This window comes from Burkholderia seminalis DSM 23518 (genome assembly GCF_902832885.1).
In the GTDB taxonomy this organism is placed as follows: domain Bacteria; phylum Pseudomonadota; class Gammaproteobacteria; order Burkholderiales; family Burkholderiaceae; genus Burkholderia; species Burkholderia seminalis.
Map to the genome: position 1 here is coordinate 74,952 of NZ_CADFDK010000018.1, position 22,744 is coordinate 97,695.

19 protein-coding genes are annotated in these 22,744 nt (G+C 68.8%); 8 read left to right on the forward strand and 11 right to left on the reverse strand.

The features are described from left to right. Positions 1–164 precede the first annotated feature (164 nt). The 3 genes from hemC to HWX00_RS32995 are packed head-to-tail and all read left to right on the forward strand — an operon-like array spanning position 165 to position 4,326. Positions 165–1,166: a hydroxymethylbilane synthase gene (gene hemC / locus HWX00_RS32985; protein WP_175027686.1), complete on the forward strand. Its 1,002-nt coding sequence runs from the start codon at positions 165–167 to the stop codon at positions 1,164–1,166. Further along, positions 1,166–3,136, forward strand: coding sequence for a fused uroporphyrinogen-III synthase HemD/membrane protein HemX (gene hemDX / locus HWX00_RS32990; RefSeq protein WP_175027687.1), 1,971 nt, complete (start codon positions 1,166–1,168; stop codon positions 3,134–3,136). The genes hemC and hemDX overlap by 1 nt, the downstream gene beginning before the upstream one ends. 2 nt (positions 3,137–3,138) lie before the next feature. Beyond that, complete coding sequence (locus HWX00_RS32995; protein WP_034186245.1) at positions 3,139–4,326, forward strand: heme biosynthesis protein HemY; 1,188 nt, start codon at positions 3,139–3,141, stop codon at positions 4,324–4,326. Positions 4,327–4,391: 65 nt separating this feature from the next. On the opposite strand, the gene HWX00_RS33000 is transcribed toward HWX00_RS32995, so the two are convergent. The 5 genes from HWX00_RS33000 to HWX00_RS33020 form a co-directional block, all read right to left on the reverse strand. After that, positions 4,392–5,618, reverse strand: a complete 1,227-nt coding sequence (locus HWX00_RS33000; RefSeq protein ID WP_059560392.1) for an alpha/beta fold hydrolase — start codon at positions 5,616–5,618, stop codon at positions 4,392–4,394. Next, positions 5,615–6,034 (reverse strand): helix-turn-helix domain-containing protein, encoded by a 420-nt coding sequence (locus tag HWX00_RS33005; RefSeq protein WP_175027688.1) that lies wholly within the window; start codon positions 6,032–6,034, stop codon positions 5,615–5,617. The genes HWX00_RS33000 and HWX00_RS33005 overlap by 4 nt, the downstream gene beginning before the upstream one ends. A 243-nt stretch (positions 6,035–6,277) precedes the next feature. Next, the gene (locus HWX00_RS33010) at positions 6,278–7,582 is read right to left on the reverse strand and encodes an MFS transporter (RefSeq protein ID WP_034186243.1); all 1,305 of its coding nucleotides are present in this window, start codon (positions 7,580–7,582) and stop codon (positions 6,278–6,280) included. A 98-nt stretch (positions 7,583–7,680) separates the two neighbouring features. Beyond that, a complete protein-coding gene (locus tag HWX00_RS33015) occupies positions 7,681–8,439 on the reverse strand; it encodes an SDR family oxidoreductase (protein WP_034186242.1) in 759 nt (252 codons plus the stop codon). A gap of 68 nt (positions 8,440–8,507) precedes the next feature. Beyond that, on the reverse strand, positions 8,508–9,947 hold the full coding sequence (locus tag HWX00_RS33020) for an aldehyde dehydrogenase family protein (protein WP_034186332.1): 1,440 nt from the start codon (positions 9,945–9,947) through the stop codon (positions 8,508–8,510). A gap of 225 nt (positions 9,948–10,172) precedes the next feature. On the opposite strand from HWX00_RS33020, the gene ppa reads away from it, so the two are divergent. Continuing rightward, the gene (gene ppa, locus HWX00_RS33025) at positions 10,173–10,700 is read left to right on the forward strand and encodes an inorganic diphosphatase (RefSeq protein WP_011352863.1); all 528 of its coding nucleotides are present in this window, start codon (positions 10,173–10,175) and stop codon (positions 10,698–10,700) included. Positions 10,701–10,754: 54 nt separating this feature from the next. Here the strand turns inward: ppa and HWX00_RS33030 are convergent, their stop codons facing one another. Both HWX00_RS33030 and HWX00_RS33035 read right to left on the reverse strand, forming a co-directional pair. Beyond that, complete coding sequence (locus HWX00_RS33030; protein ID WP_049029528.1) at positions 10,755–11,546, reverse strand: GIY-YIG nuclease family protein; 792 nt, start codon at positions 11,544–11,546, stop codon at positions 10,755–10,757. A gap of 49 nt (positions 11,547–11,595) precedes the next feature. Next, the gene (locus tag HWX00_RS33035; RefSeq protein WP_034186240.1) at positions 11,596–12,630 is read right to left on the reverse strand and encodes a helix-turn-helix transcriptional regulator; all 1,035 of its coding nucleotides are present in this window, start codon (positions 12,628–12,630) and stop codon (positions 11,596–11,598) included. 151 nt (positions 12,631–12,781) lie between these two features. On the opposite strand from HWX00_RS33035, the gene HWX00_RS33040 reads away from it, so the two are divergent. Beyond that, positions 12,782–15,040, forward strand: coding sequence for a glycoside hydrolase family 3 C-terminal domain-containing protein (locus tag HWX00_RS33040; RefSeq protein ID WP_175027689.1), 2,259 nt, complete (start codon positions 12,782–12,784; stop codon positions 15,038–15,040). A 71-nt stretch (positions 15,041–15,111) separates the two neighbouring features. Here HWX00_RS33040 and HWX00_RS33045 read toward each other — a convergent pair whose 3' ends face one another. After that, positions 15,112–16,290 carry a GNAT family N-acetyltransferase gene (locus HWX00_RS33045; protein ID WP_049030133.1) on the reverse strand — a complete coding sequence of 393 codons (1,179 nt, stop codon included), beginning with the start codon at positions 16,288–16,290 and terminating at the stop codon, positions 15,112–15,114. Positions 16,291–16,390: 100 nt separating this feature from the next. Here HWX00_RS33045 and HWX00_RS33050 point away from each other — a divergent pair, with 100 nt between their 5' ends. Together HWX00_RS33050 and HWX00_RS33055 are read left to right on the forward strand one after the other, a co-directional pair. Beyond that, positions 16,391–18,121 carry an NAD+ synthase gene (locus HWX00_RS33050; protein ID WP_069705598.1) on the forward strand — a complete coding sequence of 577 codons (1,731 nt, stop codon included), beginning with the start codon at positions 16,391–16,393 and terminating at the stop codon, positions 18,119–18,121. Positions 18,122–18,204: 83 nt separating this feature from the next. Continuing rightward, positions 18,205–18,543: a P-II family nitrogen regulator gene (locus tag HWX00_RS33055; protein ID WP_006398637.1), complete on the forward strand. Its 339-nt coding sequence runs from the start codon at positions 18,205–18,207 to the stop codon at positions 18,541–18,543. Positions 18,544–18,713: 170 nt separating this feature from the next. On the opposite strand, the gene HWX00_RS33060 is transcribed toward HWX00_RS33055, so the two are convergent. Together HWX00_RS33060 and HWX00_RS33065 are read right to left on the reverse strand one after the other, a co-directional pair. Then, positions 18,714–19,793, reverse strand: coding sequence for a porin (locus tag HWX00_RS33060; protein WP_049032448.1), 1,080 nt, complete (start codon positions 19,791–19,793; stop codon positions 18,714–18,716). 544 nt (positions 19,794–20,337) lie between these two features. Beyond that, positions 20,338–21,264 (reverse strand): LysR family transcriptional regulator, encoded by a 927-nt coding sequence (locus tag HWX00_RS33065; protein WP_049032450.1) that lies wholly within the window; start codon positions 21,262–21,264, stop codon positions 20,338–20,340. Between the two features lie 133 nt (positions 21,265–21,397). On the opposite strand from HWX00_RS33065, the gene HWX00_RS33070 reads away from it, so the two are divergent. Then, positions 21,398–21,895, forward strand: a complete 498-nt coding sequence (locus HWX00_RS33070) for a GNAT family N-acetyltransferase (protein ID WP_059560407.1) — start codon at positions 21,398–21,400, stop codon at positions 21,893–21,895. A 54-nt stretch (positions 21,896–21,949) separates the two neighbouring features. On the opposite strand, the gene HWX00_RS33075 is transcribed toward HWX00_RS33070, so the two are convergent. Then, the gene (locus HWX00_RS33075) at positions 21,950–22,729 is read right to left on the reverse strand and encodes an ABC transporter ATP-binding protein (RefSeq protein ID WP_034186235.1); all 780 of its coding nucleotides are present in this window, start codon (positions 22,727–22,729) and stop codon (positions 21,950–21,952) included. Positions 22,730–22,744 lie beyond the last annotated feature (15 nt).

Genomic DNA, 22,744 nt, shown 5'->3' on the forward strand with positions numbered 1-22,744 from the left:
ACTGCGGGAACTGCGGTCAAGCAACCAGCTACGTGCGGCACATCCGCACATCGGCGCCGCGACCCGCACGGGGGCAGGCCGGGCGCGGGCTCCGGGCCCGGGCGGGCCGGGGCGTGCGTGCTACCATTGTTCGATCTTCAATCCCGTCCTTCGATGTTCCAGCAATGAATTCCGAGACTCCCGCGGCCGGGCCGCGACAGGCACAGCCGCCCGCGACGTTGACGATTGCTTCGCGCGAGAGCCGCCTGGCGATGTGGCAAGCCGAACATGTGCGTGATGCGCTGCGCAAATTATATCCAGCTTGTGACGTGAAAATCCTCGGGATGACGACCCGTGGCGATCAGATTCTCGATCGCACGCTGTCGAAGGTCGGCGGCAAGGGCCTGTTCGTGAAGGAACTGGAGAGCGCGCTGGCCGACGGCCGCGCCGATCTCGCCGTGCATTCGCTGAAGGACGTGCCGATGGCATTGCCCGACGGCTTCTCGCTTGCCGCGATCATGGCGCGCGAAGACCCGCGCGATGCCTTCGTGTCGAACGACTACGCGTCGCTCGACGCGCTGCCCGCCGGCGCGGTCGTCGGCACGTCGAGTCTGCGCCGCGAAGCGATGCTGCGGTCGCGCTATCCGCACCTGGAAGTCCTGCCGCTGCGCGGCAACCTTGACACGCGCCTCGCGAAGCTCGACCGCGGCGACTACGCGGCGATCATCCTCGCGGCCGCCGGCCTGAAACGCCTCGGCCTCGACGCGCGCATCCGCACGCTGATCGACGTCGAAGCCAGCCCGCCCGCGGCCGGCCAGGGCGCGCTCGGCATCGAGATCGCCGCGCGCCGCGACGACGTCGCCGCGTGGCTCGCGCCGCTGCACGACCCGCGCACGGCGCTCGCGGTCGAGGCCGAACGGATGGTGTCGCGCGCGCTCGGCGGCAGCTGCGAGGTGCCGCTCGCCGCGCATGCGGTGTGGCGCGCGGGCGAGCTGTACCTGACGGGCCGCGTGTCGACGACCGACGGCAAGCGCGTGCTGACGGCCGAGGAGCGCGGCGCCGTGATGACGGTCGCCGATGCGCTCGCGCTCGGCCGTGCGGTGTCCGACGAACTCGAGGCGCAAGGCGCGCTCGACATCGTCCAGGCGCTGCTCGCGGCCTCGCAGGCCGGCAAGGGCGACGCCTGATGGCGGGCGGCGCGCGCGCGTTCACCGCTGTCCTGACACGTCCGGACGGCCAGTCCGACGCGCTTGCGTCGCAACTCGCCGAGGCCGGCTGCGACGTGCTCGAATTTCCGCTGATCGACATCGCGCCGGTCGACGACCCGGCGCCGCTCGATGCCGCGTTCGCGGCGCTCGCCGATTACGCGCTGGTGATTTTCGTGTCGCCGAACGCGATCGACCGCGCGCTCGCGCAGTACGGCGCGATCTGGCCGAACGCGCTGCCGGTCGGCGTGGTCGGGCCGGGCAGCGTCGCGGCGCTCGAGCGTCACGGCATCGCGGCGCCCGCGCACCGCGTGATCGCGCCGCAGGCACCGGCCGACGGCGGCGTTCCCCATTACGATTCGGAAAGCCTGTTCGCGTGCATCGAGGCCGCGTTCGGCGGCGCGCAGGCGCTGGCGGGCCAGCGCGTGCTGATCGTGCGCGGCGACGGCGGGCGCGAATGGCTTGCCGACCGGCTGCGCGAGGCCGGCGCGGACGTCACGCTCGTCGCGGCGTACCGGCGCGTCGTGCCGGAGCCGCGCGTCGGCGCGTGGGAGCGCGTGCACGCGCTGCTCGACGGCCAGCCGCACGCGTGGCTCGTCACGAGTTCGGAAGGCGTGCGCAACCTGCACGAGCTGGCCCGCGCGCACCTGAACGATGTGGAGATCGACGCGCTGAAGCATGCGCCGCTCGTCACGCCGCACCCGCGGATCGAGCAGACCGCGCGCGCATTGGGTTTTGATAGGATTACGCTGACCGGCGCGGGCGATGAGCGCATCGTCCGCGCGTTTCGAACGATGGCCGACGAGGCCGTCCAACCGGCGACAGCCGTACCGGTGACTAAACGCATGACAGATACCAACGATTCCAAAAGCGTCGCTTCCCAGTCGGCCGCTGCATCCGCGCCGCCGTCCAGCCCCCCTTATCTCGCGCCCGAGCCGCACGCGCGCCGCGGCGGCAGCGCGGTGCTGTGGTTCGTCGTCGTCGTGCTCGGCTGCGCGGCCGGTGTCGGCGGCTATGCGCTGAACCGCAAGATCGACCGGCTCGACGGCACGTTCGTCGCGCGCCAGAAGGCGCTCGACGCGCAGACGGCGGAAACGCGCATGAAGACCGAGCAGGCGCTCGCCAGTACGCACCAGGTCGACACGCAGCTCGCGCAGCTCGACGGCAAGCTCGCCGACGCGCAGAGCGCGCAGCAGGCGCTGCAGCAGCAATACCAGGACCTGTCGCGCAACCGCGATGCGTGGATGCTCGAGGAAGTCGACCAGATGCTGTCGAGCGCGAGCCAGCAGCTGCAGCTGACCGGCAACACGCAGCTCGCGCTGATCGCGCTGCAGAACGCCGACGCGCGTCTCGCGACGTCGCAGAGCGCGCAGGCCGTCACGGTGCGCAAGGCGCTCGCGCTGGACATCGAAAAACTGAAGGCCGCGCCGGCGGCCGATCTCACGGGCCTCGCGATCAAGCTCGACGACGCGATCGCGAAGATCGACGCGCTGCCGCTGTCCGGCGAGGCGATCGTGCCGCATGCGGCGCCGAAGGCCGCGCCGGTTGAAGCCGCTTCGTCGGCGGTAGCCGGCGAGCCGCGCTGGAAGGTGTGGTGGCACGACTTCTCGGCCGGCCTGGGCCAGCAGCTCAAGGGCCTCGTGCAGGTGCGCCGGATCGACAACGCGGACGCGATGCTCGCGTCGCCCGACCAGGGCTACTTCGTGCGCGAGAACGTGAAGCTGCGCCTGCTCACCGCGCGGCTGTCGCTGCTCGCGCGCAACGACAGCGCGATGAAGGCCGACCTGCACGCCGCGCAGGCGTCGCTCGGGAAGTATTTCGATCAGGCATCGAAGGACACGCAGACCGTCGAGGATCTGCTCAAGCAGGTTGACGGCGCATCGCTGACGGTCGCGGTGCCGAACCTGAACACCAGCCTGAACGCCGTTCAGCAGTTCAAGAGCCGGGGGTAACGATGACGCTTCGAGGAATCGTCTGGCTCGCGGTCCTGTTCGCGATCGCCGCGGCGCTCGCCACCGTCGGCCGTTTCGACGCGGGGCAGGTGCTGCTCGTCTATCCGCCGTACCGGGTCGACGTGTCGCTGAACCTGTTCGTGATCGCCATCGTCGTGCTGTTCATCGTCGTGTACGCGCTGCTGCGCATCGTGCGGAACATCTGGCGCATGCCGCAGCGGGTTGCCGCGTATCGTGCGCGTTCGCGCAACGAGAAGGCGCAGGCGTCGCTGCGCGATGCGATTTCGAACCTGTACGCGGGCCGCTTCTCGCGCGCGGAGAAGGCCGCGCGTGAAGCGCTGTCGGTCGACGCGAACCTGGGCGCCGCGAGTCTCGTCGGCGCCACGGCCGCGCACCGGATGCACGAGTACACGCGCCGCGACGACTGGCTGTCGAAAGTCGATGCGCCGGAATGGCAGGACGCACGGCTGCTCGCCGCGGCCGACATGCGCGCGGATGCGCGCGATGCCGACGGCGCGCTCGCCGCGCTCGCCGACATGCAGGCCGGCGGCAAGCGCATCCATGCGCAGCAGGTCGCGCTGCGTGCGCAGCAGCAGTTGAAGAACTGGGCCGAGGTGCTGAAGCTCGCCAAGGCGCTCGAGAAGCGCGAGGCGCTGCATCCGGCCGCGGCCGTGCGGCTGCGCCAGCAGGCGGCGGAAAACCTGCTGCGCGAACGCCGGCACGACCCGGACGCGCTGCTCGAAGTGTGGCAGTCGCTGTCGCCGGTCGAGCGCCAGTCGCCGCGTCTGGCCGATCTCGCGGCCGACCTGCTTGTGCCGCTCGAGCGTCGCAACGAAGCGCGCCGCATCGTCGAGGACGCGCTCGCGCACAACTGGGATGCACGCCTGTTGCGCCGTTACCCGGATACGGCCGGCGCCGATGCGCTGCCGCTGATCCAGAAGGCGGAAGGGTGGAAGAAGGATCACCCGGACGATGCCGACCTGCTGTTCGCGCTCGGCCGCCTCTGCCAGCAGCAGCAGCTGTGGGGCAAGGCGCAGTCGTTCCTCGAATCGGCGTTGAAGCTGGCCGACAACGACGCGCTGAAGGTGCGGGCGCATCGCGCGCTCGCGCGCCTGTTCGAGCAGCTCGGCGAAACCGACAAGGCGGCGAAGCACTATCGCGAAAGCGCGCTCGCGATCACCGTGGTCTGACGCGGCGGCTGCGCCGCGCAAGACGCCCCGAACGCCAGGCGGCCTTCGGGGCTTTTTTTTGTCCGTCATGCGCCGAGCCTGCGCAGCAGGTCCGCCTCGCTCGCGACGAACCAGACCGACTCCCCGCGATTGGACTCGCGAACGAGCGCGCGCAGCGCTTCGCTGCGCGCGAGCCGGCGGTCGATGTCGCCGACCACGCCGAGCCGGACGCCGTAGTTGACGAGCTTCTGCAGCACGGTGCCGGCCAGCCCGCTGTCGAGCCGGTAGAAGTCGTCGTGCAGCGCGTCCGCGGCGATCGCGATCCAGTCGGCTTCGTGCTCGTGCGCAAGCGCGACGAGGTCGAGCGCATCGCTTTCCCGCCGCACGAGGCCGGCACAAGGATCGCGGACCAGCACGCGGCTGCCGGCTGCCTGAACGATTCGGTGGTGCATGTCGATCGGTTTCGTCGAGATGAGAAACGCGAGCACGTTGTCGCGCTGCCCGCGGATGAAGTGACGCTGCTCGGGAAGCATCAGGACCTGCGCGTGCGGCACGAGACGCGTCAGGCGATCGTGCGTGTCGCGTGAATCGAGCAGCGCGTCGCGACCGCCGACGATCGCCAGGACGGGCGCGGACAGCGTGCGCAGCGTCGCGTCGTCGAATACCGGGATCGGTTCGAGGCGCGGGCGAAACCCGCGATCGACGGCGCGCATCAGTGCGAGCGCGTCACGTTCGGCCGGCGTCGACGCGGGCGGCAGGCGGCCGAGCACGCGCCGTCGCACGCAGGCGCGCCCGACCTCGCCGAGCAGCAGCAGCGGGAGTGCCCACCACAGAAACGGCTTTTGCCGGCCGATGCCGGACGGGCAGAGCAGCACGAGCCGCGTCACGCGCGCGGGCCGGCGCAACGCGAAGTCGAGCGCCGTGCGCGCGCCGAGCGAGATGCCGACGAACGCGGCGCGCGACACCTGCAGGCCGTCCAGCACGTCGTCGAGCCATTGCGCGTACGCGTCGCTTGCCAGCGGCGGGCGCGACGGCGCGCTCGGCCCCGCTTCGCCGATCACGTCGATCGCGTAGAGCCGGAAGTGCGTCGACCATGCGGCCGCGTAGTGCTGCCAGCTGGCCGCCGTCGTCTGCGCGCCATGGATCAGCACGACCGGCGGCGCGTGTTCGGGGCCGCAGGCGATCACGTGCGTCGCGCCGTGGCGCGTTTGCACCGTGATGCGCCGATGGCCGGCCGGCCAGTGCGACAGCGCGGCCGCGTAGGCGGCGCGAATCGCGCGTGCGTGGCGGGGCGACCGGAAGATCGCGCTCATGTCCCGCTTTTCTGCAGCAGCATGTCGAGCGACGACATCAGCGCCGCCGTGTCGGCCGGCGTCGCGGCGACGACGACCTTGACCAGGCTCGAGGCGGGGTCGAACGTGACGTCGATCCGCACGGGATCGACGTACGACGTGCGGCCCGACGCCATCGCGTGCAGCGACCGCGACAGGTACTGGTGCAGCGATTGCGACGCGTCGGGGATGTCGACGATGCTGGTGACGCGCACCGCGCGCGGAGCGGCGGCCGGCGCCGCCGGCGCCGCCGGCGCGAACGCGGCGAGGTCGGTGTCGAGGATGCGGTACGCACGGCCGACCCGCGTCGCGCGCAGCTTGCCGTCGCGAATGAACCGCAGGACGGTCTTCGGATGGACGCGCAGGCGTGCGGCAGTGTCTTCGACGGTGTGGAACATGATCGGCAAATGATTCCCTGAATGTTCTTTATTGTTCCATATATATAGGAGCATAAGGGAATAATTTGATGGATAAGGTGCCATCGTCCGTCTGGCGTGGCGTCCGGTCGATCCGCGTGGCGCCGGTCCGAAAGCAAAAACGCCCCGGCGACCGGACGGATGCCGGTCGCCGGGGCGTTTCGGTGGAGGCAGTCGGTCGGCCGGCGCGCTCCGTGTGCCCGGTGTGCGGTTACGCGCCGCGCATCACTTGTCGACCAGCCGCTTCGGCACCGACAGCGCGAGCAGCCCGCCGAGCACGAGGAACCCGGCGAGCATGTACATGCCCGCATCGTTGGCGCTCGTCGCCTGCTTGAGCCATCCCATCAGGTAGGGGCTCAGGAAGCCGGCGAGGTTGCCGATCGAATTGATCATCGCGATGCCGGCCGCGGCGGCCGTGCCGCCGAGGAAGGCGGTCGGCAGGCTCCAGAACAGCGGCAGCGTCGTCAGGATGCCGATCGTCGCGAGCGTGAGGCCGAACATCGCGAGCGCGGTCTGGTGCGCCCAGATCACCGACAGCACGAGCCCGAGCGCGCCGATCGCCGCCGGAATCGCGAGGTGCCAGCGGCGTTCGCGGCGCTTGTCCGCGCTCCGCGCGATCAGGATCATCGCGACCACCGCGGCCGCATACGGAATCGCCGACAGCAGGCCGATCATGATCGTGTCGGTCACGCCTGTCGCCTTGATGATCGTCGGCAGCCAGAATCCGACGCCGTAGAGCCCCATCACGAACGAGAAATAGATCAGCGCCATCAGCCATACGCGCGGGCTCGACATCACCGCGCCGAGCGACAGGTCCTCCTTGGTCGCTTCCTCCGCGTCGACGTTGCGGGCGAGCAGCGCCTTTTCCTCGTCGGTCAGCCACGTCGCCTTCGCGATCCGCTCGTCGAGCGTGAAGAACACGAGCACGCCGGCGAGCACCGACGGGATGCCTTCGAGCAGGAACAGCCATTGCCAGCCGTGCCAGCCGCTCACGCCGTCGAACGCCTTCAGGATGAAGCCCGAGATCGGCCCGCCGATCACGCCGGACAGGGCGACGGCCGTCATGAAGAACGTCGTCATCCGGCCGCGCCGGTGCGCGGGATACCAATACGTGAGGTAGAGGATCACGCCGGGGAAGAAGCCCGCTTCGGCGACGCCGAGCAGGAAGCGCATCACGTAGAACATCGCGGGCGTCGTGACGAACATCGTCAGGATCGAGATCACGCCCCAGGTCGCCATGATGCGCGCGATCCACACCCGCGCGCCGACCTTGTGCAGGATGATGTTGCTCGGCACTTCGAACAGGAAATAGCCGAAGAAGAAGATCCCGGCGCCGAGCCCGTACACGGTGTCGCTCAGGTTCAGGTCGCTCGCCATCTGCAGTTTCGCGAAGCCGACGTTCACGCGGTCGAGATACGCGACCACGTAGCACAGCAGCAGGAGCGGCACGAGCCGCCACGAGACCTTGCGGTAGGTTGCTTCCTCGAATGCGCCGGACGAGCCCGGCAGCGACTGCGTCGATGTTGCCATGTTGTCTCCAGTCCTTGTAGTTGGCCGGAGCGGGCGCAGCGGCGCCCGATCCGGTTTCGTGCGAAGCAATGGCGTGATTGTCGTGCCGCCCGTTACGACTAGATGCAGCGCCCGCCGTCGACTTCGAGGCACACGCCGGTGATGAACTCGGCCTCGTCGGATGCAAGGTAGAGCGCCGCGTTCGCGATGTCCTGCGGCGTCGAGAAGCGGCCGAGCGGGATCGTCGCGAGAAAGCGGCGGCGGTTTTCCGGCGTGTCCTCGCAGCCCATGAACTCGGTCATCAGCGCCGTCTCGCCGAGCACGGGATTGATGCAGTTCACGCGGATGCGGTCGGCGCCGAGCTCGGCCGCGAGCGACTTGCTCGCGGTGATCATCGCGCCCTTCGTGCTGTTGTACCAGACGAGGCCCGGGCGCGGCCGCACGCCGGCCGTCGACGCGACGTTGACGAACACGCCGCCGCCCTGGGCGCGGAAGTACGGCACGAAGGTCTGCACGCACCAGAACAGGCTCTTCATGTTGACCGCGTACACGCGATCGAACTCGGCTTCCGTCACGTCGAGCACGGGCTTGTTGCGGTGCGTGGTGCCCGCGTTGTTCACGACGATCTGCACCGCGTGGAAATCGTCGAGCGCGGCCTGCAGCAGCGCATGCCAGTCGTCCTGCCTCGACACGTCGCCGGCGACCGCGATCGCCTTGCCGCCCGCGAGCGCGATCTCGCTCGCGACGCGCTCGGCCGCCGCGCCGTTCAGGTCGTTGACGACGACGTTCGCGCCTTCGCGCGCATACGTCTTCGCGATGCCTTCGCCAAAGCCCGAGCCGCCGCCCGTGACGATGGCCGTCTTGCCGCTCAACCGCATGGTGTATCTCCTGTGCCGGTTATCAGAATCGTCGTGCGTCATGTCGCGACCGGCCGCCGCCGGCGCGTTCAGCCGTGGCGGATCGCGATCGTCTTCAGCGCGGTGAAGCCGTACAGCGCCTCGAAGCCTTTTTCACGGCCGTGGCCCGAGTGGCCGACGCCGCCGAACGGCAGCTCGACGCCGCCGCCCGCGCCGTAGTTGTTGATGAACACCTGGCCCGCGCGCAGGCGGCGCGCAAGCCGCATCTGGCGCGCGCCGTCGCGCGTCCAGATGCCCGCGACGAGGCCGTATGGCGTGCCGTTCGCGAGCGCGACGGCTTCGTCCTCGTCGACGAAACGCATCGCGGCGAGCACGGGGCCGAACACTTCCTCCTGCGCGAGGCGGTGCGACGGCGGTACGTCGCGCAACAGCGCCGGGGCCTGGTAGAAGCCGCTTTCGGGCGCATCGGCGACGACCTGCCCGTGCGCGGCCATCGGAATGCCGTCGTGCTGCGCGTCGGACAGGAAATCCCACACGCGCTGCTGCTGCTTCGCGTTGATCAGCGGGCCGCAGTCGAGATCGGCGCGGCTCGGGCCGACGCGCAGCCCGTTGAACGCGGTGGCGAGGCGCTCGACGAGCGGCTCGTACACCGCGCGCTCGATCAGCACGCGGCTGCCGGCCGAGCAGGTCTGCCCGCCGTTCTGCACGATCGCGGACACGAGCACGGGCAGCGCCGCCTCGAGATCGGCATCGGCGAACACGATCTGCGGCGACTTGCCGCCGAGTTCGAGCGTGACGGGCACGTGGTTCTCGGCCGCCATCTGCGTGACCAGCTTGCCGGTGGCCGGCGAACCCGTAAACGAGATGTGGTCGATGCCCGGATGGCGCGCGAGCGCGGCACCGGCTTCGTGGCCGTAGCCGGTGACGATGTTGAGCGCACCGGCCGGCAGGCCGGCTTCGGCGGCGAGCTCGGCGACGCGCAGCACGGACAGGCACGCATCCTCGGCCGGCTTGACGACGCACGCGTTGCCGGCCGCGAGCGCCGCGCCGACGCTGCGCCCGACAATCTGCATCGGGTAGTTCCACGGCACGATGTGGCCCGTGACGCCGTGCGGCTCGCGCACCGTCAGCACCGTGTAGCCGGCCTGGTAGGGGAGGGTTTCGCCGTGCAGCTTGTCGGCGGCGCCCGCGTAGAACTCGAAGTAGCGCGCGAGCGCGGCCGCGTCGGCGCGTGCCTGCTTCAGCGGTTTGCCGGTATCGCGCGCCTCGATCGCGGCGAGTTCCTCGATCGAATCGGTCACGCGCGCCGACAGCCGCATCAGCACGCGGCCGCGTTCGGCGGCGCTCGCGGCGCCCCACGGGCCCGCGAACGCGTCGCGGGCCGCGGCGACCGCGCGCTCGACATCGGGCGCCGTGCCGCGCGCGATGACCGCGAACGGCTGGCCATCGGAGGGATCGACGACCGCGATGGTTTCCAGTTGCGCGGGCAACGTCCATTCGCCCGCGATGAAGTGCTTCGCCTCTTCCATGCCTGCTCCCGTGTACCCGGGTTGGCGCTTCAGCGCCGACGCCGATGCCGTGCCACGCGGCCGGCAGTGCGACGGCCGACCATCCGGAACGATTATCGCGCCGATCGTCATCCGGACGCCACCGGTCGATTGGCTATAATGGCGCATTCCCTTGGGGGGCGCCCGCGCCGGTGCATCGGCCGCTGCGCCCTGTCCCGAATTCCCATCGACCTACAGAGAGTGCTCATGAGCTTCAATCATGTTCCGGCCGGCAAGGACCTGCCGCAAGATTTCAACGTGATCATCGAGATTCCCGCGCAAAGCGACCCGGTGAAGTACGAGGCGGACAAGGAACTGGGCCTTCTCGTCGTCGACCGCTTCATCGGCACGGGCATGCGCTATCCGGTGAACTACGGCTACATCCCGCAGACGCTGTCGGGCGACGGCGATCCGGTCGACGTGCTGGTGATCACGCCGTTCCCGCTGCTGGCAGGCTCGATCGTGCGCTCGCGCGTGCTCGGCATGCTGCAGATGACCGACGAGTCGGGCGTCGACGCGAAGCTGGTCGCCGTGCCGCACGACAAGGTCTGCCCGATGACGGCGAACCTGAAGTCGATCGACGACGTGCCCGAGTACCTGAAGGACCAGATCAAGCACTTCTTCGAGCAATACAAGGCGCTCGAGAAGGGCAAGTGGGTGAAGGTCGAAGGCTGGGCCGGCATCGAAGCCGCGCACAAGGAAATCACCGACGGCGCCGCGAACTACAAGAAGTAAGCGGCGTGCCGGCCGACGGCCGGTTCGTACGGAACGCAGACCGCGCGTGTCTCCTCAGGAGGCCGCGCGGTTTTGTTTTGGGCGCGCGGGTTTCCGGCGTGCGGACGGCGCCGCGGCCGGCGCGGTCTTCGCACGTGTTGCGCGGGGCGGGGCCGCTTCGATGGTTGTCGCGGCCGATGGCCGGCGACGGGCCGGCTCGGAAGCGGCGTTCTTGCGCGTGTTCGCCGCGGGCTGGCCGACGGCGGCCGGGGCCTTCGGTTTCGATGAAGCGGATGCGGGCGGCCTGGTCTTCTTTACCGACATGCCGCGCGACGCGGTCTTTTTTACGGCTGTGGCGCCGTCGGCTTGTGCACGTTTCGCTTCCGGCGCGGCCTTTTTGGCTTTCGTCGCCGCTGGTTTGCGCGTTGCCGCCTTTGCCGGTTTGCCGACTTTCCCGGCCTTCACGTTTTCCGCTGCAGCCGGTTGCGCCGCGGCCGTGTCCGCCAGGTTGTCGGCGTTCTCCGCCTTCGCCTGCTTGCGCCCGCGCGTGCGCACCGGTGAGCCGGCCGCGTCCGCGCTTTCATCGAGCGTCGCCACGACGGGCAACACCGATTCGAGCGTCCGCAACCCGGCCGCCAGCTCCCGCTTCTGCACGGGCGTAAGCCGCTTCACCCAGTATTCCGCCCGCGACGCGCTCGACCGGTCGGGCAGCGGAAACGACGCGAGCACCGCACGCGGCTTGCGCGAGCGCGTGTAGCGCGCGCCCTTGCCGGACGCGTGTTCGTCGAAGCGCGCGGCAACGTCGGTCGTGATGCCCGTATAGACGCTGTCGTCGGCGCATTCGATCAGATACAGAAACCAGGACATGGCAGGGCGGCGGAGTGCGAAGCCGCCAGTGTCTCAGAAAAAACGCGCGTCAACGCCACCGGTCGCCGTGTCCGTCGCGAAAGCGGCTCGGCGCCGCGCCGAGTTCGCGCGTGAAGAAGCGCGTGAACGCGCTCGTCGAACGGAAGCCGACGCGCACGCCGATCTCGCCGATCGGCAACTGCGTGTTCAGCAGCAGGTCGCGTGCTTCGCCGAGTCGCGCCTGCGCGACAAGCGCATGGAACCCGACGGCTTCGCGATGCAGCCGCCGGCGCAGCGTCCAGCGCGACATCGCGAAGCGCGTGCATACGTGCTGCATCAGCGTGTCGGTCGGCACGTCGACTTCGTCGGACGTGCGCAGCCAGTCGCGCACGCACTGCTCGACCGACGAGCCGAACGTCGAGCGTGCCCGCACGCGCTCGCGCGCGGCGTCGGCCGCATGACGCTGGATGCCGGCGAGCGGCGCGTTGTAGCGCTCGAACGGCGTGTCGAGGTGCGCGGAGCGCAGCACGATGCGATTGTGCGCGGCGTCGAACGACATCGGCGCGCCGAGCATGTCGCGCAGCGCGGCGGCGGGCGCGAACGCGCGGCCGGCGAATTCGGCGTCGGCGATGCGTGCGTGCGGATCGTACAGGCGCGCGAGTGCCGCGAGGATCGCGAGGTTGGTGAATGCGCTGCCCGCGTGCCGGCCGTCGCCTTCGTTCACGTACTCGAGCGCGATCGCATCGCGATGCTCGTGCGCGAACACCCAGTCGACGTTGCCGATCAGCTCGCGATAGTGCAGGTAGCCGTGCAGCGCGTCGCGCAGCGTCGCCGCGTTGCACGTGATGCCCGCGAGTTCGGGAAACTGCACGAGCCACGGCACGACTTGCGGCGGCGGGCGACGCCACGACAGCGGCCAGCCGCTCGTCAGCTGCATCGCAGCCACATGCCGGTCGCCCGCGATGCGGCGCGCGTCGTCGGCGAGCTCGGCCGGCCCGATGCCGAGCGTGTCGTAAAGCGGCGCGGGATCGATGCCGTTCGCGCGCGCGTCCTCGCACAGCCAGCGGTAGATCCGTACGGATACCGATTTCTGTTGCAACTCCATGTCTGTCTCCCTGTCGTCATGCCGTTCGGGTTTGTCCCCGCTGCGAGAGGTCAACGCATGCTCCTGCCGGTCAAGCGTGGTGACCGGTCACTTTTTAGACTCGGACGCTGGAGTGTGGCGACAAGTACAACAGAACGATTCTGGAGGATCAATGAAAACTTCGCTGTTCCGGTGTTCGACGATTGCGTCCGCGTGTGCGCTCACGGTGCTGCTCGCGTCGTGCGGCGGCGACGACATCCAGGCGGGCCCGAGCGCGCCGGCCGACCCCGATGTGGCGGCCGACCAGCGCGCGGCCGCGCTCGTCGCGCAACTGACGACCGACGAGAAGCTGCAGCTCGTGCACGGCACGGGCATGCCCGCGCTCGACCTGGGCGGCCCGTTTCCGGCCGACGCGCTGAACGGCGCCAGCTACATCCCCGGCGTGCCGCGGCTCGGCATTCCGGCGCTCAGCAGCGCCGATTCGGCGGGCGGCGTGAACGTGAAGAACGCGCGCGTGACCGCGCTGCCGGCGCCGGTCGCGCTCGCGGCGACCTGGGATCCCGCGCTGGCGGGCACTTACGGCACGCGCATCGCGCTGGAACTGCGCGCGCTCGGTTTCGCGGAAGGGCTCGGCGGCGGCGTGAACCTCGCGCGCGAGCCGCGCAACGGCCGCACGTTCGAATACATGGGCGAGGATCCGGTGCTCGCGGGCACGCTGAGCGCCGCGCGCACGCAGGCGACGCAGGCGCAGAAGGTGATCGCGACGATCAAGCATTTCGCGTTCAACGACCAGGAAACCAACCGGATGACGATCGATTCGGTCGTCGACGAGCGGACCATGCGCGAGGCCGAGCTGCTCGCGTTCGAGATCGGCGTGAAGGACGGTCAGCCGGGCAACGTGATGTGCTCGTACAACAAGCTGAACGGCGTGTATGCCTGCGAGAACCCGTATCTGCTGACGACGGTGCTGAAGAACGAATGGGGCTTCAAGGGCGTCGTGCAGTCCGACTGGGGCGCGACGCACTCGACCGTCGCGGCCGTGCAGGCCGGGCTCGACGAGGAGCAGCCGGGCGCGGCCGACGACGGCAACGCGCCGCTCGGCTCCTACTTCAACTCGAAGCTGCGCGCGGCGCTGCAGGCCGGCAGCGTGTCGGCCGCGCGCCTGAACGACATGGTGCAGCGCAAGCTGCGCACGCTGATCCGCATCGGCGTGATGGATGCGCCGCCGAAGCCGGGCGGTGCGATCGACGAGGCCGCCGGCAACGCCGACGCGCTGGCGATCGCGCGGCAAGCGGCGGTGCTGCTGAAGAACGCGGCCGCGCCCGGCGATGCGCAGCCCGTGCTGCCGCTCGCGGCCGGCGCGCTCAAGTCGGTCGTCGTGATCGGCGGGCATGCGGATGCCGGCGTGCTGTCGGGCGGCGGCTCGGGCGCGGTACCGGCGATCGACGGCAACGCGGTGACGACCTGCGAGCAACCGGCCGGCACGCTGTTCGGCGGCTGCGCGACCTGGTACAAGTCCGCGCCGCTCGCGGCGATCCGCGCGAAGGCGCCGAACGCCTCGGTCAGCTATCTCGACGGGACCGATGCGAATGCCGCGGCGGCCGCGGCCGCGCAGGCCGATGTCGCCATCGTGTTCGCGACGCAGTGGCAAACGGAAGGGCTCGACCTCGCGAGCCTGTCGCTGCCGGATGCGAAGGCCGATCCGTACAACCAGCAATACGACCAGAACGCGCTGATCGCGGCCGTCGCCGCGAAGGCGAAGCGCGTGGTCGTCGTGCTCGAGAACGGCAGCCCGGTGCTGATGCCGTGGCTCGCGAACGTGCACGGCGTGCTCGATGCCTGGTATCCGGGCGCGCAGGGCGGCCAGGCGATCGCCGACCTGCTGTTCGGCGACGCGAATCCGTCGGGCCGGTTGCCGCTGACGTTCCCGAAGCAGGAAGCCGACCTGCCGCAGCCGGCGATCGATCCGTCGCGCACGCAGACCGTCTATGCGGAAGGCCTCGCGTACGGCTATCGCTGGTTCGACGCGAAGGCGATCGAGCCGCTGTTCCCGTTCGGCTACGGGCTGTCGTACACGACGTACGCGATGTCGGGGATGTCGGCGCAGGCCGACGCGGCGGGCAACGTGAAGGTCGGCGTGACGGTGACGAACACGGGCGCGCGTGCCGGTGCGCAGACGGTGCAGATCTACGCGGCGCTGCCCGCTTCGCTCGGCGAGCCGCCGAAGCGGCTCGTCGGCTGGACCAAGGTCGCGCTGCAGCCGGGCGAGGCGCGCACGGTCAGCGTCGCGGTCCCGGCGCAGCGCTTCGCGGTATGGGATGCGAATGCGCATGCGTGGCGGGTCGGCGCGGGGAGCTACGTGCTGTCGGCCGCCGCGTCGTCGCGCGACCCGCAGGCGCTGTCGCAGACGGTGACGCTCGCCGCGCACTGAGCCGGAGGCGGCCGTGCGTCATGCGGCGAGGCCGGTCGTGGCCTCGCCGCATGACGACGTGCCTGCCGGTGCTATTCGGTGCCGCGCCGGAACGGATCGTGTTCGCGCAACTCGTCGACGTACGCGTGGATATGTTCGGTCTCGCGTTCGAGGAAGCGCGCGACCGCATCGGAAAACGCCGGGTGCGCGAGCCAGTGCGCGGAGTGCGTGACGGTCGGCAGGAAGCCGCGCGCGAGCTTGTGCTCGCCTTGCGCGCCGCCTTCGAACGTGTCGAGCCCGGCCTCGATGCAGAATTCGAGCAACTGGTAGTAGGCCGTTTCGAAATGCAGGCAGGGGACGTGTTCGATCGCCCCCCAGTAGCGGCCGTACAGCGTGCCGCCGCCGTGCTCGCCGCGCCGGTACACGGCGAGCGCGCTCGCGATCGGCCGGCCGTCGGCTTCCGCGATCACGAGCAGCAGGTTCTCGGGCATCGTCGCGCCGATCGTGCGGAAGAAATCGAGGTTCAGGTACGGGCTCGAAAAGTGTTCGCGGTAGGTCTGCCGGTAGCAGCGCGAGAAGAAGCGCCAGTCGGCGTCGGTGATCCGGTCGCCGGTCAGCCGCCGGAACGTCACGCCCGCGTCGTGCACCTTGCGTCGCTCCGCGCGGATGTTCTTGCGCTTCTTCTGCTCGAGCGTGCCGAGGAAGTCGTCGAAGTGACGGTAGCCGTCGTTGAGCCAGTGGAACTGCACGCCTTCGCGCAGCATCATTCCCATCGATTCGAGCAGCCGCGCCTCGTCGCCGGTCGGGAACAGCACGTGCAGCGACGACACGTCGCTCTGCTCGGCGAACGCGAGCAGCGTGGCCGCGAGCCGGCGGCGTGCGTCGTCGTCGGCCGCGAGCAGGCGCGTGCCCTGCACGGGCGTGAACGGCACCGCGCACAGCAGCTTCGGGTAGTAGGGCAGGTCGTTGCGCTGATAGGCGTCGGCCCACGCCCAGTCGAACACGTATTCGCCGTAAGAATGCTGCTTCGCGTAGACGGGCGCGGCGGCCGCGAGGCGGCCGGTGCGCTCGTCGGTCAGCGTGACGAAGTGCGGCGACCAGCCGGTCTCGTCGACCGCGCAGCGCGCGACGTGCAGTGCGTCGAGAAATTCGTGGCGCAGGAACGGCGTCGGCTGCGCGTCGCGGGCGAGCAGCGCGTTCCATTCGTCGGCCGGCACCTCGGCGGGGGACGACAGGATGCCCGTGCGATAATCGATGCGTGCGTGTTTCAAGCGTGAATCCGTACCGTTGGATGTTGCCGGATGCGTGCCGCCGCGGCCCGCGTCCGGTTCGATTTCGTCAGCCGTTCCGGGCGCGCCGCCCGATCCCGCCATGAAGACCCGACTCGCTCTTGCCCAGATCAACGTCACCGTCGGCGATTTCGCCGGCAACGTCGCGCGGATCGTCGCGGCCGCACGCGCCGCGCACAACGATGGTGCGCAGCTGATGGTCGCGCCCGAACTCGCGCTGTCCGGCTATCCGCCGGAAGACCTGCTGCTGCGGCCCGCGTTCTACGCGGCGGCGGCATCTGCGCTCGCTGCCCTGGCCGACGCGCTGAAGGCGTTCGACGGGCTCGCGGTGCTGGTCGGCCATCCGTTGCGCGGTCCGGGCAGGGGTCCGGGCAGCGGTGCGGGCGCCGATCCGCACGCGCCAGCCGTCGATGGTAATGCAAACCGCCCGATCGAGCGCGGCGTGCCGCCCACCGATACCTTCAACGCGGTATCGCTGATCGTCGGCGGGGCAATCGTCGGCACCTACCGCAAGCAGGATCTGCCGAACGCCGAGGTGTTCGACGAGAAGCGCTACTTCGCGACGGACGCCGAGCCGCTCGTGTTCGAGCTGAACGGCGTGAAATACGGCGTGATCATCTGCGAGGACGCGTGGCATGCGTCGGCCGCGCAGATCGCGAAGGCGGCCGGCGCACAGGTGCTGCTGATTCCGAACGGCTCGCCGTACCACATGAACAAGGAAGCGGTGCGCATCGACATCCTGCGCGCGCGGATCCGCGAGACCGGGCTGCCGATGGTGTACGTGAACCTCGTCGGCGGCCAGGACGAGCTCGTGTTCGACGGCGGCTCGTTCGTGCTCGACGCGCAGGGCGCGCTCGTCGCGAAGATGCCGCAGTTCGACGAAGGCCATGCGATCGTCGAATTCGACGGCGCGCGGCCGTTGCCCGGCACGATCGCGCCCGAGCTGTCGACGGATGCGCAGGTGTACCGCGCGCTCGTGACCGGCGTGCGCGACTACATCGGCAAGAACGGTTTTCCCGGCGTGCTGATCGGGCTGTCGGGCGGCGTCGATTCGGCGCTGGTGCTGGCCGTCGCGTGCGATGCGCTCGGGCCCGGGCGCGTGCGCGCGGTGATGATGCCGTCGCGCTTCACGGCCGACATCTCGACCACCGACGCGGCGGAGATGGCGCGGCGCGTCGGCGTGCGCTACGACGAGATCGCGATCGAGCCGATGTTCGACGCATTCCGCGCGGCGCTTGCCGGCGAGTTCGCGGGCCGCGCGGAAGACGCGACGGAGGAGAACATCCAGGCGCGCATCCGCGGCACGCTGCTGATGGCGCTGTCGAACAAGTTCGGCTCGATCGTGCTGACGACCGGCAACAAGAGCGAGATGGCGGTCGGCTACTGCACGCTGTACGGCGACATGGCCGGCGGTTTCGCGGTGATCAAGGACATCGCGAAGACGCTGGTCTACCGGCTCTGCCGCTATCGCAACGCCACGGCCGACTACGGGCTGCGCGACGTGATCCCCGAGCGGATCCTCACGCGCGCGCCGTCGGCCGAACTGCGCGATAACCAGACCGACCAGGACAGCCTGCCCCCGTACGACGTGCTCGACGCGATCATGCGGATGTACATGGAAGAAGACCGGCCGCTCGCGGAGATCGTCGCGGCCGGTTATGCGCAGGCCGACGTCGAACGCGTGACGCGGCTCATCAAGATCAACGAATACAAGCGCCGCCAGGCGCCGATCGGCATCCGCGTCACGCATCGCGCGTTCGGGCGCGACTGGCGCTACCCGATCACGTCGCGGTTTACCGAACGTCTCGAGTGAGCCGTGCTGGGCCGGAGGCGGCCCGCAGGCTTACAATCGGGAACGCGATTTTTCATCCAAACGAGCATTGGGGGACAACCACCATGAAACGCATCACCGCCATCATCAAGCCGTTCAAGCTGGACGAAGTCCGCGAAGCGCTCGCCGAAGTGGGTCTCACGGGCCTGACCGTGACGGAAGTGAAGGGTTTCGGCCGCCAGAAGGGCCATACCGAGCTGTATCGCGGCGCCGAATACGTCGTCGACTTCCTGCCGAAGATGAAGATCGAGGTGGTCGTCGCGGAAGCGCAGGTCGACCAGGTGATCGACGCGGTGATCGGCGCGGCGCGTACCGGCAAGATCGGCGACGGCAAGATCTTCGTGTCCGACGTCGAGCGCGTGATCCGCATCCGCACCGGCGAAGAGAACGAAGCGGCCGTCTGAACGCCGTCGCGCGTCGCCGGGCCTGCGCAAGCCCGTGGTTTGCGGGAGCAGGCGCCAAGCCGGCCCGCCCAAGAAAAAACGGTGCGGATACCCGGTTGGGTACCGCACCGATACGCGCCTCTCGCAGCAGCGTGGAAAGTGTTGTCGAATCGTTCTTTGACGGCGCCTGATCAGAACAGGTGTTGGATACCGGCGTAGACGCCGGTCTGGCTGCCGCCCGGATTCGGGTTGCCCGTCGACACGGCCGTGCCTGCACCGTTCGCGTTCAGGCCGAAGTTCGCGTTCTTGCTGTTGCGCACGGTTGCGACCTGCAGGTCGAACAGCGTGCGCTTCGAGATGTTGTACGAGCCGCCGACCGTGTAGATGTTCGCGTTGCCGCCGCCGTGGTTCGCGTTCACGTGATACACGGCTGCGATCAGCGCCGCTGCCGGCGTTGCCTGCCACGTCACGCCGCCCCAGACCTGCTGGGTACCCGTCACGCCGGCGTTCACTGCCGGGCCGCCGCTGCCGTCCGCGCGCGATGCCTGGTAGGCCGCCTGCACCTTGAACTGGCCGAGGAACACGTTCACGCCCGCGAAGTATTCACGCGAGTAGTTGAACACGTCGGAGAAGCGGCCGTTGCTGTCGCGCGTTTCGTCGTAGATGCCGCGCAACTGGAACAGCGAGTTCGTGTAGGTGACCTGACCGCCCATTGCACGGCCCGGTTGGCCGGCCGTCGTGTTGCCGTTGAAGCTGGTCGAGTTCGAGAACGAGAACTGGCCGTAGAAGTCGAGGCCGTAGAGCGACGGCGACTGGTACGACACGTTGTTGCTGGTCTTGTTCCAGTTGCGGCCGCGCACCAGCGAGGCCGTCGACCAGGCCGACTGGCCGAACGGGTCGAAGTCCCACACGCCGTTGGCGATCGCGAGCTCGCGACCCAGCAGCAGCGTACCGTAGCGGTCGTTCGAGATACCGACGGTCGCGAAACGATCCCAGATCGAGCCGCTGAAGCCGCCCGTCATCGTGTTGAACGCGCCTTCGAGGTGGAACAGGACCTTGTTGCCGCCACCGATGTCCTCGCTACCCTTCAAGCCCCACAGGCTCGTGCCCCAGTCGCCGCTTTCCGCGCGCACTTGGTGGCCGTTTTGCAGGCCGTTCAGGTACTCGATGCCCGCATCCAGGCGGCCATACAGCGTGACGCTGCTCTGCGCGTGCGCCGTCACCACCCCAGCAGCCATCAGCGCGGCCGCGACCAAAGCTTTCTTCATCATCTCCTCCATACCCTGTCAAAAAGTCAACCCAGACTGCACGAGATGCCCGGAGCGCGAGCGCCGGGCAAAAGCGGGATAACCAGGGAGACCTCGTGCAGGGCCGGTAAGCGCGGCACGCGGGCAAGCGGACGGAAAACCGTTGAGCGGTCCCGCGCAGCCGGGTCGGCCTGCGGGGTCTCCTTGTAGTGTCGTGAAGCTAAACTACATTTCACGAACTTCGTTTTGCTACTTTGGTTACTAATTTAGCAAAAATACAATTTTGTGGCGATGGAAATCGTTGTTTGACTAACCGCTGTCGCCAAATTGCCATGCAACACGGTGGGCAACAGGTGCACCGAGGGTTGGCAATTAACGGAAAACCCTTGTCCCGCAAGGGAGACACGAATTTTTTGGATAGGGGTCAAGGATTGCCACTATTGACGTTGCGAATGCGCGGGCGTAAGCGCGAAAGTCGCGAAATTGGTAAGTATTTCGTAATGATTCGGGCGGTTTCGGCGAACGCAGGCCGGCGCCTGAAACGCCCGTCGCACAAGGCGCGCGGAACCTAGCGCGGGCCCGGCCGCGCGTCGAGCAACTGCGCGCGAATCCAGCGGTGCGCATCGGTGCGCGCATGCTTCGCGTGCGAGTAGACCTTCACCGTGTAGCGCGGGATTTCGAACGGCGCGGGAAAGATGCGGATCGGCGCCGCGTGCCGCAGCGCCTGCGCGGCGCGGTTCGGCACGGTCATCAGCAATTCGGATTCCGCGATCACGAACGGCGCGGCCAGCACGGTCGGCAACTGCACGGCGACGTGCCGCGCGAGGCCGAGCCGGTCGAGCACGTAGTCGACGACGCCGCGCGATTCGTTCCACGGCGTGACGACCACGTGGCGGGCGGCCAGGTACCGGTCGAGCGTCAGCCGCCGGCGGATCGCCGGATGTGCGGCGCTGGCGATCACGACGTAGTCGTCGGAGAACCAGTCGAAATCCTCGATGCCCGGCGCATCGGCCGCCGATTCCTCGTGATAGCCGAGCGCGAAGTCGATGCGGCCGGCCGCAAGCTCGTCGACGGAGATCTTCCGGTCGGAATGCACGACGCGGATCCGCAGGTGCGGCGCGACGTGCTGGATCCGCGCGAGGAACGCCGGCAGCACCGCGAAGGCCGTGTAGTCGGTCGCGGCGAACACGAACGTGCGGTCGCTTTGCGCGGGATCGAAGCGGCGTGCGCGGGCGAGACCCTTCGACATCGTGTCGAGCGCGTCGCCGGCCCACGTGGCGATGTCGTCGGCGCGCACGGTCGGCTGCATCTCGTTGCCGAGGCGCACGAACAGCGCATCGCCGATCGCGTCGCGCAGCCGCGCGAGCGCGTGGCTCAACGCGGACGGGCTCAACGCGAGCTCATGCGCGGCCGCCGCGACCGACCGGTGGCGGTACAGCGCGTCGAACACGAGCAGCAGGTTCAGGTCGAGACGGCGCAGGTCGGGATGCATCATGTTCAGGTCTGGATGAAGAAACTGCACTTCCTGCAGTCGTTGCGCGAACGTAGCATGACGGTTCGATCGGCGCCAGCGCGCGTGCGCGGCGCTGCTTTCTGTTTCAGAACCGGGCCGGAGGAGGGCTCAACCCGTGCAAATCGATATCCGTTGCGCCACCGTCGCCGACGTGCCGCTGATCCTGCGCTTCATCACCGAGCTGGCCGTCTACGAGAAGGCGGAGCACGAAGTGATCGCGACGCCCGCGTCCCTCGAACGCAGCCTGTTCGGCGATGGGTCGCCCGCGCGCGCGCTGATCTGCGAGGTCGACGGCGAGCCGGCCGGCTTCGCCGTGTATTTCTTCTCGTATTCGACGTGGCTCGCGCGGCAGGGCCTGTATCTGGAGGATCTGTACGTGTCGCCGCGCTTTCGCGGGGCGGGCGCCGGGCTGCGGCTGCTGAAGACGCTTGCACGGATCGCGGTCGAGTCGGGCTGCGGGCGGTTCGAATGGAGCGTGCTCGACTGGAACGAGCCGGCGATCCGCTTCTACGAGAGCGTCGGCGCGGCGCCGCAGAGCGAATGGGTGCGATACCGGCTGGCGGGCGACGCGCTGCGCGCGTTCGCCGACGGCGCGCCGGTGAGCGCCGCGTAAACGCAAAACGGGCGCCGCGGGGCGCCCGTTGGACCGTCGTGCGTTTCGTGCGTGTTACTTGAGGCTGCCCGACAGGAACCCGCGCAGGCGTTCGCTCTTCGGATTGGCAAACACCTCGGCCGGCACGCCTTCTTCCTCGACGCGGCCCTGGTGCAGGAACATCACGTGATTCGACACGTTGCGCGCGAAGCCCATCTCGTGCGTGACGACGATCATCGTGCGGCCTTCCTCGGCCAGCTTCTGCATCACCTTCAGCACTTCGCCCACCAGCTCCGGGTCGAGCGCCGACGTCGGCTCGTCGAACAGCATCACGTCCGGATGCATCGCGAGCGCACGTGCGATCGCGACGCGCTGCTGCTGGCCGCCGGACAAATGCGACGGGTACTGCTTCTCGACGCGCGGCGCGAGGCCGACTTTCTCGAGATACTCGCGCGCGCGGTCCTCGGCTTCCTTCTTCGGGATGCCGAGCACGTTCACGGGCGCTTCCATCACGTTCTCGATCACGTTCATGTGCGACCAGAGATTGAAGTGCTGGAACACCATCGACAGCTTGGTGCGCACGCGCTGCAGCTGTTTCGTATCGGCCGCGCGCAGCGCGCCCGTCTTGTCGAGCGCGGTGCGCACTTCCTCGCCGTCGACGAAGATGCGGCCCGCATTCGGCTGCTCGAGGAAGTTGATACAGCGCAGCATCGTGCTCTTGCCGGAGCCGGACGAGCCGATCACGCTGATCACGTCGCCCGAGTTCGCCCTCAGCGACACGCCCTTGAGCACTTCGTTGTCGCCGTAGCGCTTGTGCAGATCGTCGACGAAAAGCTTCTGAGTCTGGGAGTTCATCAATAGTCCTGCGAA

What these genes read in the sequence shown, in the direction of transcription:
- HWX00_RS33075 (WP_034186235.1), bottom strand. Translation starts at nt 22,729, where the DNA reads ATGAACTCCCAGACTCAGAAGCTTTTCGTCGACGATCTGCACAAGCGC.
- HWX00_RS33035 (WP_034186240.1), bottom strand. Translation starts at nt 12,630, where the DNA reads ATGGAGTTGCAACAGAAATCGGTATCCGTACGGATCTACCGCTGGCTG.
- HWX00_RS33020 (WP_034186332.1), bottom strand. Translation starts at nt 9,947, where the DNA reads ATGGAAGAGGCGAAGCACTTCATCGCGGGCGAATGGACGTTGCCCGCG.
- ppa (WP_011352863.1), top strand. Translation starts at nt 10,173, where the DNA reads ATGAGCTTCAATCATGTTCCGGCCGGCAAGGACCTGCCGCAAGATTTC.
- HWX00_RS33050 (WP_069705598.1), top strand. Translation starts at nt 16,391, where the DNA reads ATGAAGACCCGACTCGCTCTTGCCCAGATCAACGTCACCGTCGGCGAT.
- HWX00_RS33040 (WP_175027689.1), top strand. Translation starts at nt 12,782, where the DNA reads ATGAAAACTTCGCTGTTCCGGTGTTCGACGATTGCGTCCGCGTGTGCG.
- HWX00_RS33015 (WP_034186242.1), bottom strand. Translation starts at nt 8,439, where the DNA reads ATGCGGTTGAGCGGCAAGACGGCCATCGTCACGGGCGGCGGCTCGGGC.
- HWX00_RS32995 (WP_034186245.1), top strand. Translation starts at nt 3,139, where the DNA reads ATGACGCTTCGAGGAATCGTCTGGCTCGCGGTCCTGTTCGCGATCGCC.
- HWX00_RS33055 (WP_006398637.1), top strand. Translation starts at nt 18,205, where the DNA reads ATGAAACGCATCACCGCCATCATCAAGCCGTTCAAGCTGGACGAAGTC.
- HWX00_RS33030 (WP_049029528.1), bottom strand. Translation starts at nt 11,546, where the DNA reads ATGTCCTGGTTTCTGTATCTGATCGAATGCGCCGACGACAGCGTCTAT.
- hemDX (WP_175027687.1), top strand. Translation starts at nt 1,166, where the DNA reads ATGGCGGGCGGCGCGCGCGCGTTCACCGCTGTCCTGACACGTCCGGAC.
- HWX00_RS33000 (WP_059560392.1), bottom strand. Translation starts at nt 5,618, where the DNA reads ATGAGCGCGATCTTCCGGTCGCCCCGCCACGCACGCGCGATTCGCGCC.
- HWX00_RS33010 (WP_034186243.1), bottom strand. Translation starts at nt 7,582, where the DNA reads ATGGCAACATCGACGCAGTCGCTGCCGGGCTCGTCCGGCGCATTCGAG.
- HWX00_RS33065 (WP_049032450.1), bottom strand. Translation starts at nt 21,264, where the DNA reads ATGATGCATCCCGACCTGCGCCGTCTCGACCTGAACCTGCTGCTCGTG.
- HWX00_RS33005 (WP_175027688.1), bottom strand. Translation starts at nt 6,034, where the DNA reads ATGTTCCACACCGTCGAAGACACTGCCGCACGCCTGCGCGTCCATCCG.
- hemC (WP_175027686.1), top strand. Translation starts at nt 165, where the DNA reads ATGAATTCCGAGACTCCCGCGGCCGGGCCGCGACAGGCACAGCCGCCC.
- HWX00_RS33060 (WP_049032448.1), bottom strand. Translation starts at nt 19,793, where the DNA reads ATGATGAAGAAAGCTTTGGTCGCGGCCGCGCTGATGGCTGCTGGGGTG.